This is a genomic window from Microlunatus kandeliicorticis, from assembly GCF_014137855.1.
Classification (GTDB): domain Bacteria; phylum Actinomycetota; class Actinomycetes; order Propionibacteriales; family Propionibacteriaceae; genus Microlunatus; species Microlunatus kandeliicorticis.
Genome location: NZ_JACGWT010000002.1, coordinates 156284 through 168693 on the forward strand (window position 1 = coordinate 156284; position 12410 = coordinate 168693).

Annotated in this window: 13 protein-coding genes; 9 read left to right on the plus strand and 4 right to left on the minus strand. The window is 72.5% G+C overall.

What is annotated here, in order from left to right; translation table 11 throughout:
• Nucleotides 1-4 precede the first annotated feature (4 nt).
• From cobA to FHX74_RS05510, 4 genes are all read left to right on the plus strand, one after another.
• Nucleotides 5-754, plus strand: a complete 750-nt coding sequence (cobA, locus tag FHX74_RS05495) for a uroporphyrinogen-III C-methyltransferase (protein ID WP_235970381.1) — start codon at nt 5-7, stop codon at nt 752-754.
• A 43-nt stretch (nt 755-797) separates the two neighbouring features.
• Nucleotides 798-1277, plus strand: coding sequence for an RNA polymerase sigma factor (locus FHX74_RS05500; RefSeq protein WP_182559116.1), 480 nt, complete (start codon nt 798-800; stop codon nt 1275-1277).
• Entirely contained in the window at nt 1274-1888 is a 615-nt protein-coding gene (locus FHX74_RS05505; protein WP_182559117.1) for a methylated-DNA--[protein]-cysteine S-methyltransferase, read from the plus strand. The genes FHX74_RS05500 and FHX74_RS05505 overlap by 4 nt, the downstream gene beginning before the upstream one ends.
• 68 nt (nt 1889-1956) lie before the next feature.
• The gene (locus FHX74_RS05510) at nt 1957-2370 is read left to right on the plus strand and encodes a VOC family protein (RefSeq protein WP_182559118.1); all 414 of its coding nucleotides are present in this window, start codon (nt 1957-1959) and stop codon (nt 2368-2370) included.
• A gap of 25 nt (nt 2371-2395) precedes the next feature.
• On the opposite strand, the gene FHX74_RS05515 is transcribed toward FHX74_RS05510, so the two are convergent.
• The 4 genes from FHX74_RS05515 to FHX74_RS05530 form a co-directional block, all read right to left on the minus strand.
• Nucleotides 2396-2821 (minus strand): DoxX family membrane protein, encoded by a 426-nt coding sequence (locus FHX74_RS05515; protein WP_182559119.1) that lies wholly within the window; start codon nt 2819-2821, stop codon nt 2396-2398.
• A 100-nt stretch (nt 2822-2921) separates the two neighbouring features.
• Nucleotides 2922-4820: an ABC transporter ATP-binding protein gene (locus tag FHX74_RS05520; protein ID WP_182559120.1), complete on the minus strand. Its 1899-nt coding sequence runs from the start codon at nt 4818-4820 to the stop codon at nt 2922-2924.
• Nucleotides 4817-6847: an ABC transporter ATP-binding protein gene (locus FHX74_RS05525; RefSeq protein ID WP_182559121.1), complete on the minus strand. Its 2031-nt coding sequence runs from the start codon at nt 6845-6847 to the stop codon at nt 4817-4819. Before FHX74_RS05525 ends, FHX74_RS05520 begins: the two co-directional genes overlap by 4 nt.
• Nucleotides 6848-7171: 324 nt before the next feature.
• Nucleotides 7172-7801 (minus strand): TetR/AcrR family transcriptional regulator, encoded by a 630-nt coding sequence (locus tag FHX74_RS05530; RefSeq protein WP_182559122.1) that lies wholly within the window; start codon nt 7799-7801, stop codon nt 7172-7174.
• 104 nt (nt 7802-7905) lie between these two features.
• On the opposite strand from FHX74_RS05530, the gene xylA reads away from it, so the two are divergent.
• The 5 genes from xylA (at nt 7906) to FHX74_RS05555 (ending at nt 12288) form a co-directional block, all read left to right on the plus strand.
• Nucleotides 7906-9084 carry a xylose isomerase gene (gene xylA, locus FHX74_RS05535; RefSeq protein WP_182559123.1) on the plus strand — a complete coding sequence of 393 codons (1179 nt, stop codon included), beginning with the start codon at nt 7906-7908 and terminating at the stop codon, nt 9082-9084.
• Between the two features lie 150 nt (nt 9085-9234).
• On the plus strand, nt 9235-9828 hold the full coding sequence (locus FHX74_RS05540) for a hypothetical protein (protein ID WP_182559124.1): 594 nt from the start codon (nt 9235-9237) through the stop codon (nt 9826-9828).
• Nucleotides 9829-9853: 25 nt separating this feature from the next.
• Nucleotides 9854-10471 (plus strand): hypothetical protein, encoded by a 618-nt coding sequence (locus FHX74_RS05545; RefSeq protein WP_182559125.1) that lies wholly within the window; start codon nt 9854-9856, stop codon nt 10469-10471.
• 63 nt (nt 10472-10534) lie between these two features.
• Complete coding sequence (locus tag FHX74_RS05550) at nt 10535-11689, plus strand: S-(hydroxymethyl)mycothiol dehydrogenase (RefSeq protein WP_182559126.1); 1155 nt, start codon at nt 10535-10537, stop codon at nt 11687-11689.
• Complete coding sequence (locus tag FHX74_RS05555) at nt 11686-12288, plus strand: MBL fold metallo-hydrolase (RefSeq protein ID WP_182559127.1); 603 nt, start codon at nt 11686-11688, stop codon at nt 12286-12288. Before FHX74_RS05550 ends, FHX74_RS05555 begins: the two co-directional genes overlap by 4 nt.
• The last annotated feature ends 122 nt before the right edge of the window (nt 12289-12410 follow it).

A 12410-nucleotide genomic window follows, 5' to 3' on the forward strand; every position in this document is an offset into this window, starting at 1 on the left:
CACCCTGGCCCCGCTCGAGCCGGGCGAGGTGGTGCTCGTCGGCGGGGGCCCGGGTGACCCGGGGCTGCTGACCCTGGCCGGGCTGGCCGCCGTCGAACAGGCCGACGTGATCGCCACCGACCGGCTGGCCCCGCTCGGGCTGCTCGACCGGGCCCGGCCCGACGCCGAGATCGTCGACGTCAGCAAGACCCCGCGCGGGGCGTTCACCACCCAGGAGACGATCAACGCGCTGCTGGTCGACCGCGCGCTGGCCGGGCGCCGGGTGGTCCGGCTCAAGGGCGGCGACAGCTTCGTCTTCGGGCGCGGCGGCGAGGAGTGGCAGGCCTGCGCGGCCGCCGGTGTCCGGGTGCGGGTGATCCCCGGGGTCACCTCGGCCACCGCGGCCCCCGCGGCGGCCGGGCTGCCGCTCACCCACCGCACCCTCACCCAGGGCTTCGCGGTGGTCTCGGGTCACGTCGGCCCCGGCGACCCGCGGAGCACCGTCGACTGGGCCGGGCTGGCCCGCTCCGGGCTGACGCTGGTGGTGCTGATGGGCTGGGACCGGCTGGCGGCGATCACCGACGCCCTGATCGAGGCCGGTCGATCCCCCGACACCCCGGCCGCGGTGGTGGCCGACGCCACCCTGCCGAGCATGCGGGTGGTCCGGGCCCCGCTCGCCGCGCTGGCCGGGACGGCGGCCGAGGCCGGGCTGCGCCCGCCGGTGGCGGTGGTGATCGGCGAGGTGGCCGGATTCGACCCGGCGGCCCAGCCCTGACCTCGCACCTCACGTCCCGCCCGCGGGGAGCGTCTACCGGTCGATGAGCAAGCCAGCGTTCGCCGTGGTGGTGGAGCGGCACGGTCCGACCGTGCTGCGGGTCTGCCGCGCGGTGGTCGGGCCCGACGACGCCGACGACGCCTGGTCCGAGACGTTCCTCTCCGCGCTCCGCGCCTATCCGGAGCTGCCCGAGGACGCCAACCACGAGGCGTGGCTGGTCCGGATCGCCCACCACCGCTCGGTCGACCTGCTCCGCCGCCGCGGACGGGCCCCGCGTCCGGTGGCCGCGCTGCCCGACCGGCCGTCGCCGCACGGCAACCCGCGTCCGCCCGAGGACGCCCTGTGGGCCGCGGTGGCCGCCCTGCCGGAACGCCAGCGGCTCGCTGTCGCCTACCACTACCTCGGCGGGCTGCCGCACGCCGAGGTCGCCGCACTGATCGGCGGCCGGACCGACGCGGTCCGCCGGGCCGCCGCCGACGGCATCGCGGCGCTGCGCCGCGCCTACCCCGAGGACGACGGATGACCGATCCACTGACCCTGCTCCGGACCGACGACGCCGACCGGCTGACCGCGCTGACCTCCCGGCTGGCGGCCGAGGCCGAGCGCGAGGGGCTGCTCGACCTGGCCTACCGCACCGTCGACAGCCCAGTGGGACCGCTGCTGCTGGTGGCGACCCCGGAGGGCCTGGTCCGGGTGGCCTTCGCGGTCCAGGACCACGACGCGGTGCTGGCCGGGCTGGCTGTCGCCGTCAGCCCGCGGCTGCTGCCCGCCGCCGGACGGCTCGACCCTGCGGCCCAACAGCTCGACGAGTACTTCTCCGGTCGGCGCGACGCGTTCGCGCTGCCGCTGGACCTCCGGCTGACCGGCGGGTTCCGTCGCCGGGTGGTCGAGCGGCTGACCACCATCGGGTACGGCCGGACCGGGAGCTACGCCGAGCTCGCCGCCGCGGCCGGCAGCCCGCGGGCGTTCCGTGCGGTCGGCACCGCCTGCGCCACCAACCCGCTACCGGTGGTGCTGCCCTGCCACCGGGTGCTGCCGAGTGGTGGCTCGGTGGCCGCGGGCCGGGTCGGCGGGTACGCCGGCGGGGCCGAGGCGAAGCGGTGGCTGCTCGGCTTCGAGGCCGCACACCGCTGAGGCGCGGGCTGAGCCGGCTGGCGGGTTTCTGCAAGACCGGCAGGGAGGAACCGGCCTAGCGTCGGGGCATGAGCACCGATCCCGCCTCCACCCATGACCCGGCGTCCACTGAGGGAGCCCCGGCGGCCCGGCTGGCCATGGTCACCGTCGACTGCGCCGACCCCGGCGCCTCGGCCGCCTTCTGGTCCGCCCTGCTCGGGCTGCCGATCAGCTACGCCGACGAGAACGCAGCCATGGTCGGTGGCGCCGACGGCTCACCGGCGATCGGCTTCGGGAAGGTCGAGGGCTACCGTCCGCCGTCGTGGCCCGGCGAACCGAGCGACAAACAGTTCCACCTCGATCTCGACGTGGCCGACATCCCGGCCGCCGAGGCCCGGGCGGTCGCGCTCGGCGCGACCGTCCCGGAGTTCCAGCCCGGCGACCGCTGGCGGGTGCTGCTCGACCCGGCCGGACACCCGTTCTGCCTGGCGTCGTGGTCCTGAGCTCACCCGGCCCGGGCGCGCGGCGTCAGTCCTTCGGGTGCACCACGGCGTCGAGCACCAGCGCCGCGCCGGCGCCGAGCATGAAGACGTCCTTGCTGACCCCGAGACCCTGCGGGGTCGGCCAGATGCTGTTGGGCTTCCGCATGCCGGGCGTCCGGTAGTAGACCGTCAACAGCGTCGCGGAGAAGGCGGTCAGCCCGGCCCCGGCGAGGAAGCGGGGGACGAACGGTGCCAGCAGCGCCGCACCGAGCGCGATCTCGCCGGCCGACAGCAGCTTGAAGAACTTCGTCGGCTCCATGTCCTTGAACTGCGGCAGTGCGTTGCTGGCCATGCCGTGCATCGCCTTCGCGGTCTCGGCGTCACCGCCCCACTTCTCCAGGCCGCTGTGCAGCACGAACGCGCCGGTGGTGGCGCGGAGCGGGAGGTTGCGCAGGAAGGTCCGGAATCCCATGGCCGGAACCCTACGGTGACCGACCCCGGAGACGACGATCGGGGCGGATCGGCCGCGTGGTCGCGGTCCGATCCGCCCCGGTGTCGGGTGCGGCGGTCGGTCAGGCCAGGGACTCGACCCAGGCGTTGTGCAGCGCCGCGTACCGGCTGTCGGTGCTTCCGGTGAGCTCGGCCGGGCTGCCGTCCTCGACGATCTGCCCGTGCTCGAGGACCAGCACCCGGTCGGCGATCTCCACCGTGCTCAGCCGGTGGGCGATGATCACCGCGGTCCGCTCGGCCAGGATCGTCTGGAGCGCGCGCTGGACCAGCCGCTCGCTCGGGATGTCCAGGCTCGAGGTCGCCTCGTCGAGGATCAGCACCGCCGGGTCGGCCAGGAAGGCCCGGGCGAAGGCGATCAGCTGGCGCTGGCCGGCCGACAGCCGCTCGCCGCGCTTGCCGACGTCGGTGTTGTAGCCCTCGGGCAGCAGGTCGATGAAGGTGTCCGCGCCCACCGCCGCCGCGGCCCGCTCGATCTCGCTCTGCGGCGCGCTCGGCTTGCCGAAGGCGATGTTCTCCCCGACCGTCCCGTCGAACATGAAGTTCTCCTGGGTCACCATCACCACGTTGCGGCGCAGGTCCTCATCGGACAGCTCGCGCAGGTCGATGCCGTCGAGCAGCACCCGCCCCTCGGTGGGGTCGTAGAACCGGCTCATCAGCTTGGCGATGGTGGTCTTGCCCGCCCCGGTGGTGCCGACCAGCGCCAGCGTCTGACCCTTGGGGATGGTCAGGTCGAGGTCGGGCAGCACCGGGCGGTCGGCCACGTAGGTGAAGTGCACGTGGTCGAAGCGGACCTCGCCGCGGGCCCGGCCGATCGCCTTCGGGTGCTTGGGCTCGGGCACCGACGGCTCCTCCTCGAGCACGCCGGAGAGCTTCTCCAGCGCCGAGGAGGCCGAGAGGAAGGTGTTGTAGAACTGGCTGATGTTCTGCATCGGCTCGAAGAACATCCGCAGGTAGAGCAGGAACGCGGCCAGCACCCCGATGGTGACGTCGCCCTCCAGCGCCCGGTAGCCGCCGTAGAGCACGACCACGCCGATGGTGATGTTGCCGATCAGCTTGATGCCCGGCATGAAGACCGCCACCAGCCGGAACGACCGGGTGTTGACGTCGCGGTACTGGCCGGCGACGTCGGCGAAGATGTCCTGGTTGCGCGGCTCGCGGCGGTAGGCCTGGACCGCCCGGATGCCGGTCATCGTCTCGACGAACTGGACGATGGTCAGCGCCGAGGACTCCCGGACCTTGCGGTAGGTGTCGGCCGAGTTGCGGCTGAACCAGCGCGACAGCAGCAGCAGGAACGGGAAGCAGAGCAGGCACACCAGGCCGAGCTTCACGTCGAGCAGCACCATCAGCACCGCGACGCCGATCATGGTGAGCACCGCGTTGATCAGGCTGTCGAAGCCGGTGGCCAGCAGCTCCTGGATGGCGTCGACGTCGCTGGTCAGCCGGGACACCACCCGACCCGAGGTGTAACGGTCGTGGAAGGCCACGTCGAGCCGCTGGAAGTGCTTGAACACCCGCCGGCGCAGCTCGAGCAACACGTTCTGGCCGACCCCACCCGAGGTGCGGAGGAAGACGATCCGGCTGATCGTCTGGAAGGCGACCGCGAGCAGCATCACCGCGACGATGGTGAACAGCGCCTGCGCGCCGCGCCCGGCCAGGATCGGCGGGACGCCGCGGTCGATGCCCCGGCTGACCAGCCACGGGATGCTCAGCCGGGCACCGTTCTCCACCAGGACGGCGAAGACCATGAACACGATCGTCTTGTGGTACGGCCGGAGCAGGTCGCCGAGCAGCCGGCGGCTGCGCTGCCGGAGGAAGACGGTGCCCTGGTTGGCCAGGTCGGCGTCGCCCTCGGCGCTGACGCCGCGCCAGGCCTCGAACCGGTCGGCGCTGCCGTCGGTCGGCCGGTCGTCCTGGTGGGGCTTCTGCCCCGCCCCCGACGGTCGCGCCTCGGTGGTGCTCATCGTGCCTGCCTCCCGCCCTGCGCGCGTTCGTACTGGTCCTGGTCGTGGGCCTCGTCCTCGCACCCGGCCCGTTCGAGCTCGGCGCGTTCGAACTCGGCCTCCTCGAGCCGCTCCTCGGCGCGGTCGATCCCCTCCTCGTCGTCGAACTCGGCCGACATCAGCGCCTGGTACTCGGGCACCGTGGCGAGCAGCTCGGAGTGGGTGCCGACGGCGGTGATGGTGCCCCCGGAGAGCAGCGCCACCTTGTCGGCGAGCAGCACGGTCGAGGCGCGGTGCGCGACGACGATGCCGGTGACGCCGACCAGCACTCGCTTGAGCGCCTCCTCGACCAGCGCCTCGGTGTGGATGTCGAGCGCGGACAGGGTGTCGTCGAGCACCAGGATCGCCGGCTTGGTGAGCACCGCGCGGGCCAGCGCGAGCCGCTGCCGCTGACCGCCGGAGAGGCTCATGCCCTGCTCGCCGATCCGGGTGTCCAGGCCCCAGGGGAGGTCGTGGACGAAGTGCGCCTGGGCGACGTCGATCGCCTCGGCGATCTCCTCCTCGGTGGCGTCGGGCCGGCCGAGCGTCAGGTTCTCCCGGGCCGACATCGAGAACAGCGTCGGGTCCTCGAACGCGGTGGCCACCACCTGGCGGAGCCGGGCCAGCGGCAGCTCGCGGACGTCCACGCCGTCGACGGTGATCCGGCCAGCGGTGACGTCGTAGAGCCGCGGCACCAGGCTGGTGAGCACGGTCTTGCCGGCGCCGGTCGAACCGACCACGGCGACGGTCTCGCCGGGCAGCACCTCGAGGTCGAGGTCGTGCAGCACCGGGATCCCGTCGTCGGGGAAGTGGAAGCCGACGCCCTCGAGCCGGAGGTGCCCCCGGACGTCGCCGAGCTCGGCGTGACCGTCGGTGATGGTGTTCTCGGTGTCGAAGATCTCGGCGATCCGGTCGGCCGCGGTCATCGACTCCTGGGCCATCGACAACAGGAAGCCGAGCGAGGCGATCGGCCAGACCAGCGACACCATCAGGGTGGTGAAGCCGACCAGGGTGCCGAGGCTCAGCCGGCCCTGACCGGCGGCGAGCGCACCGAGCGCGAGCACCACGATCAGGGTGAGGTTCGGGATGACCTCGAGGAAGGTCCAGAAGAACGACTGCAGCTTCACCCGGCGGATCGAGGTGTCGTAGAGCTTGGTGCTGCGCTGGTCGAACTTGCCGAAGATGTGCCAGGAGCGACCGAAGGACTTGATCACCCGGAGCCCGAGCGCGCCCTCCTCGACGGTCGAGGCGACGTCACCGGTCTCGTCCTGGACCTTGCGGGACAGCCGGGTGTACTCGCGCTGGGTGCGCAGGCAGAGCCACACGATCGGGACGATCGAGACCAGCACCACGAGCCCGAGCGGCCAATAGAGGTGCAGCAGGATGCCGACCACGACCGCGATCTGGGCGATGTTGACCAGGATGAAGAGCATCCCGAAGCCGAGGAACCGGCGGACCGTGGACAGGTCGTTCATGATCCGGCTGAGCAGCTGACCGGACTGCCAGTGGCCGTGGAAGGCCATCGGCAGCCGCTGCAGCTTGGCGTAGAGGTCGAAGCGGATGTCGTACTCGGTGCCCAGCGTCGCCTTGGAGACGATCCAGCGGCGGCCGAACATCAGCAGCGCCTCGACGACACCGAGGGTCATGGCCAGCAGGCCGAGCGAGTAGATGCCGCGGCGGTCGGAATGCGCGATCGGGCCGTCGATCACCGCCCGGGTGACCAGCGGGACGACGATGGCCGCGCCGACGCCGATCCCGGCGAAGACGAAGCTGCCGATGAAGCGGCCCTTGTAGGGGTTCAGGTAGGTGCGGAACCGCCACAGCGAGGCCGAGGCCCCGGTGCGGGGGTTGCCGCGCCGGTCGACCGACGGCGCGGCCAGCGCGGGCTGCCGGTCGAGCACGGAGACGGACTCGGCGCTGGGTCGGCCGGCGCTCGGCGCCGGGTCGGGCGTCGGCAGGTCGGGTTGCGGGCTGGACGTTCGCGGTGCGGCCGAGAGGTCGGCAGACATGGTGGACGCATCCTCAACAGATCGGGTGGCGACGGGCTCGTGCGATCGGGCGCCGGAGTGGCGGCCACGACCTTCCCACCAAGGTCCGACACTGCCCCTCAGATCCCGGGCCCGGACCGGCCGGCCCGTGAGGTCGTCCGGAGCCCGTGTGCGGGAACCCGATAGATCCAGTATCGAACTTCGCCCGCGGTTGAGGTCAACCGCTTAACCAGTCGCTACTGAATCGGTTCACAACCTACTTCAGCGCGGTTCGGCCCGGCAGATGCATAGCCGCCGTCTCGATCGGTGAAATCGCTTTCCGTCCTTCCGGGACGCGTCGGCCCGTCAGCGCGCACCGAACAGCGCCGTCCAGGCGCTTACCAGGTCGACGTGCTCGGGATCGCGGAGCCAGCGCAGCTGGAGGCCGTCCATCATCGCGATCACCTGCCGACCCCGGACCGCCGGATCGGGGTGCAGGTCGGAGACCGCGCTGCCGAAGAAGGCGATCACCCGTGCCTCCCGGGCCAGGAAGTAGTCGTGGGCGGGGTGCCGGTCGTTGAGCGACTCGGCGTTGAGCACCGAGTAGAGCCGGACGATCTCGGGCTGCCGCGCGTTGCGGGCCACCACGGCGGCGCAGACCTCGGCCAGCGGGAGGGCCCGGACCCGCTCCTCGAGCTCGGCGGGCGGCACGCCCAGCTCCACCGCGAGCGCCTCGTCGTCCACCCGGTCGCGGCGCTCGAGCACCGCGATCAGCAGCGCGTCCTTGGTCCCGAAGTGGTGCAGCAGCCCGGCGTCGGTGATCCCGCAGGCGGCGGCGATGTCGTGCACCGAGACCGTCCAGAACCCGCGCCGGGCGATCAGCGCGGACGCGGCCTCGAGGATCTGGTCGCGCCGGTCGGCCGGGGACAGCCGCTGCCGCCGCGCCGGCTCGGCCGTCGGCGTCGGTCGCGCGCTCTGCCCAGTCGTTGCCCTCACCCGTTCGTTCGAGCCCGTCCGATCGCTTGACCCCCCGCTCGGACGGACGCTAGCGTACCGCTTACCTAGTGACCACTAAGTAAGGCTCGACGAAAGGGAACGCGATGGTGCGCACACCGACGCCCGAGGACAAGTTCAGCTTCGGTCTTTGGACCGTGGGCTGGACCGGCACCGACCCGTTCGGTGGACCGACCCGGCCGGCGCTCGACCCGTGGGAGTACTCCGACAAGCTCGCCGAGCTCGGCGCCTGGGGCATCACCTTCCACGACAACGACGTGTTCCCCTTCGAGTCCGACGAGCAGACCGCGAAGAAGATCGTCGGCCGGCTCAAGGACGCCGCCGACAAGGCCGGCCTGGTGATCGAGATGGTCACCACCAACACCTTCACCCACCCGGTGTTCAAGGACGGCGGCCTCACCTCCAACGACCGCGCGGTCCGCCGGTTCGGCCTGCGCAAGATCCTCCACGCGGTCGACCTGGCCGCCGAGGTCGGCGCCGAGACCTTCGTCATGTGGGGCGGCCGCGAGGGCGCCGAGTACGACGGCTCGAAGGACGTGTACGCCGCCTTCGACCGCTACAAGGAGGGTCTCGACACCGTCGCCGGCTACATCAAGGAGCAGGGCTACGACCTGCGGATCGGCCTCGAGCCGAAGCCGAACGAGCCCCGCGGCGACATCTTCCTGCCCACCGTGGGGCACGCCCTGGGGCTGATCGCCCAGCTCGAGCACGGCGACATCGTCGGTCTCAACCCCGAGGTCGGCCACGAGCAGATGGCCAACCTCAACTACACCCACGGGATCGGCCAGGCGCTGTGGAGCGGCAAGCTCTTCCACATCGACCTCAACGGCCAGCGCGGGCTCAAGTACGACCAGGACCTGGTCTTCGGCCACGGCGACCTGATCAGCGCCTTCTTCACCGTCGACCTGATCGAGAACGGGTTCCCGGGCTCGCCCGACGCCCCGCGCTACACCGGCCCGCGGCACTTCGACTACAAGCCGTCGCGGACCGAGTACATCGACGGCATCTGGGCCTCCGCGCAGGCCTGCATGGCCACCTACCTCGGTCTGGCCGAGAAGGCCAAGGCGTTCCGGGCCGACCCGCGGGTCACCGAGGCGATGACCTACGCCGGGGTCTACGACCTGGCCACGCCGACGCTGGCCGAGGACGAGTCGGTCCAGGACTTCCTGGCCGCCGCGGAGGACATCGACCTCGACCGCGCCGCCCAGCGCGACTACGGGTTCGTCGCCCTCCAGCAGCTGGCCGTCGAGCACCTGATCGGCTGATCCGGCCGCGTCCACGCCGAGCCGGTCGGAGCGCCCCCACCTCGGGCGCCCCGGCCGGCTCGGCGTCGTTCGTCGTCGGCATCGTTCGTCCCCGGCGTGGTTCGTCGTCGGCGTCTCGCGCCGGACGCGGTCCGCTGGGATCATGGACCGGTGCCGTCCCGAGCCCGCCGACCCGAGCCGACCCCGCAGGAGTACGCGGTCCACATCGACCGGCGGGCCACCGACCGGATGTACGCCGGGGTGGTCGGCATCTGGGGCGCGCTGCTGGTCGTCGGGCTCGTGGGTTTCGGGTTGCTCGCCGCCGGCGTGATCTCGCAGACCGCCGCGGTCGGCCCGCTCGTCTTCATCCTGGTCTGCGTCCCCAACCTGGTGATCTACGGCTGGATCTGGCGGGCCACCCGCCGGCTCGACGTCCCGCTGCTGGTCCGCCCCGGCGGGCTCACCTGCCGGACCCCGCGCGGCGAGCTCAGCGTGCCCTGGGACCGGGTGGTCGACGTCCGCGTCGCGCGCGCCTTCCGGCAGGACCAGCTCACCGTGCTGGTCGACCCTTCGATCGGCCCGGACACCCCGGGGGTGAGCGCGACGCTGAGCCGGTCGAGCTGGTCGACGGTCCGCAAGGCGGGGCTGCGGCTGTCGTTCCGGGTGGTCGCCGAGCCGGCGTCCGAGGTGCTGGCCGCGGTGGCCACGCTCTCCGGCGGGCGCTTCACCCCGGCCCTGCCCGGCGAGGCGAAGCCCGCCCGCTGACCCGTCGGGTTGGCAGCATGACCCGGTGACCTCCCTCCCCGGCGCGCCCACCGGCCCGGTCGCGGGGCCCGCCACGCCCACCCGGCCGCCGCAGTTCACCGCCCAGCCGCAGCTGGCCACCACGATCCGGCGTTCGGCGGTCGACCGGATGTGGGCGCCGGTGCTGATCCTGATGCTGGTGCCCGTGCTGCTGCTCGTCGGACTGACCGTGCTGGTGGCCGTCACCGAGGACGGCGGCTTCGGGCTCGTCTTCGGCCTGATCACGCTGCTGATGCTCGGCTTCGCCGGGATGCTGGCCGGCTTCTGGTGGCGGCTCCGCACGCTCCGCGACCCGCTGGTGATCAGCCCGGCCGGCGTCGGCTACACCACGCTCAGTGGGGTGATGGCCGTGCCGTGGGAGGCCGTCCAGGTGGTGCAGGTCGAGTCCGCCGGTCTCGGCGCCCGGCTCAACGTCCGGCTCTGGCCTGGCCTCGCCCCCAACGCACCGGGCGTGACCGCGACCGTGCCCCGCTGGTTCTGGCGCCGGACGCTGCGCACCGGCCTCTACCTGCCGTTCCGGATGCTCGAGCAGGACCCGACGCTGGTGCTCGCGGCGATCAACGACCTGTCCGGCGGCCGACACCGTCCGGCCCTCCCGCGCTGAGCGGCAGCACCGCGCGCTCACTACGATGACGGAGCCGCCAGCCCCGTCGTCGAGGAGGACATCGTGCCGCAGCAGGTCCAGGGAGTCATCGCCCGCAGCAAGGGGGCGCCGGTCGAGCTGGTGACGGTCAACGTCCCGGACGCCGGCCCGGGTGAGGCGGTGGTCCGGATCCTCGCCTGCGGGGTCTGCCACACCGACCTGCACTACCGCGAGGGCGGGATCGGCGACGACTACCCCTACCTGCTCGGGCACGAGGCCGCCGGCATCGTCGAGCAGGTCGGCGACGACGTCCGCGACCTCGCACCGGGCGACTACGTGATCCTCAACTGGCGCGCCGTCTGCGGCACCTGCCGGGCCTGCCGCCGCGGCCGTCCCTGGTACTGCTTCAACACGTTCAATGCCACCCAGAAGATGACGCTCGAGGACGGCACCGAGCTGTCGCCGGCGCTGGGCATCGGCGCCTTCATGGACAAGACGCTGGTGGCCGCGGGCCAGTGCACCAAGGTCGACGAGCGCGCCCGTCCCGCCGCCGCCGGGCTGCTCGGCTGCGGGGTGATGGCCGGGCTCGGCGCGGCGATCAACACCGGCAACGTCGGCCGCGGCGACAGCGTCGCCGTGATCGGCTGCGGCGGGGTCGGCTCGGCGGCCATCGCCGGGGCGCGGCTGGCCGGAGCGTCGAAGATCATCGCCGTCGACGTCGACGAGCGGAAGCTGGCCGTGGCCCGCGAGCTCGGAGCGACCGACGCGATCAACGCGCGCGAGGGCGACCCGGTCGCGCAGATCCAGGCGCTGACCGGCGGGTTCGGCGCCGACGTGGTGATCGACGCGGTCGGCCGCCCGGAGACCTGGCTGCAGGCGTTCTACGGCCGCGACCTAGCCGGCACCGTGGTGCTGGTCGGCGTCCCCACGCCGGAGATGACGCTGGAGCTGCCGCTGCTCGACGTGTTCGGGCGCGGCGGCTCGCTCAAGTCGAGCTGGTACGGCGACTGCCTGCCCGACCGCGACTTCCCGATGCTGATCGACCTCTACCTGCAGGGCCGGCTGCCGCTGGACGCCTTCGTCACCGAGGAGATCGGCATCGGCGACATCGAGGCGGCCTTCGACAAGATGCACGCCGGCGACGTGCTCCGCTCGGTGGTGATCCTCGACGGCCCGGACAGCGACTCCGGCTCGACCAACCCGCTCGAGGCGCACGAGGGCGAGCAGGTGAGCGCGTGAGCGCGCGGATCGACCACACGGTCACCTCGGGGACCTTCAGCCTCGACGGTCAGACCTTCGACGTCGACAACAACGTCTGGGTGGTCGGTGACGACCGCGAGTGCGTGGTGATCGACGCCCCGCACGCGGTGGCGCCGATCCTCGCGCTGGTCGGCGACCGGTCGGTCGCGGCGATCGTGTGCACCCACGGTCACGACGACCACGTGCGGATCGCCCCCGAGCTGGCCGCGGCCACCGGCGCGCCGGTGCTGCTGCACCCCGCGGACCGGGTGGTCTGGGCCCTGACCCACGACGTCGCCCCCGACGGCGAGCTCGACGACGACCAGACGATCCTGATCGGCGGCACCGAGCTGCGCGTCCTGCACACCCCCGGCCACACCCCGGGCGCCGTCTGCCTGTACGCCGAGGCCCTCGGCACCGTGTTCAGCGGCGACACCCTGTTCCAGGGCGGGCCGGGCGCCACCGGACGCAGCTACAGCGACGCCGACCTGATCCGGCGGTCGATCCGCGAGCGGCTGTTCGCGCTGCCGGACGCGACCGTCGTCCGGACCGGGCACGGCGACGACACCACGATCGGCGCCGAGAAGCCGAACGTCTGAGCGGAACCCGCTCGCTCTGCGGACGGCTGGTCCTCGAGCCTGGTCGGCCGGGACCTGTCGCGCAAGACTGGTCGGTGAGCCCGGCGTGACGCCGGGTTCCAGCCACCTTGAGCACCAGGGAG

Excerpts from the sequence above, each read along its gene's own strand:
- FHX74_RS05510 (WP_182559118.1), top strand. The coding sequence starts at position 1,957 with ATGAGCACCGATCCCGCCTCCACCCATGACCCGGCGTCCACTGAGGGA.
- FHX74_RS05525 (WP_182559121.1), bottom strand. The coding sequence starts at position 6,847 with ATGTCTGCCGACCTCTCGGCCGCACCGCGAACGTCCAGCCCGCAACCC.
- xylA (WP_182559123.1), top strand. The coding sequence starts at position 7,906 with ATGGTGCGCACACCGACGCCCGAGGACAAGTTCAGCTTCGGTCTTTGG.
- FHX74_RS05515 (WP_182559119.1), bottom strand. The coding sequence starts at position 2,821 with ATGGGATTCCGGACCTTCCTGCGCAACCTCCCGCTCCGCGCCACCACC.
- FHX74_RS05505 (WP_182559117.1), top strand. The coding sequence starts at position 1,274 with ATGACCGATCCACTGACCCTGCTCCGGACCGACGACGCCGACCGGCTG.
- FHX74_RS05520 (WP_182559120.1), bottom strand. The coding sequence starts at position 4,820 with ATGAGCACCACCGAGGCGCGACCGTCGGGGGCGGGGCAGAAGCCCCAC.
- FHX74_RS05500 (WP_182559116.1), top strand. The coding sequence starts at position 798 with ATGAGCAAGCCAGCGTTCGCCGTGGTGGTGGAGCGGCACGGTCCGACC.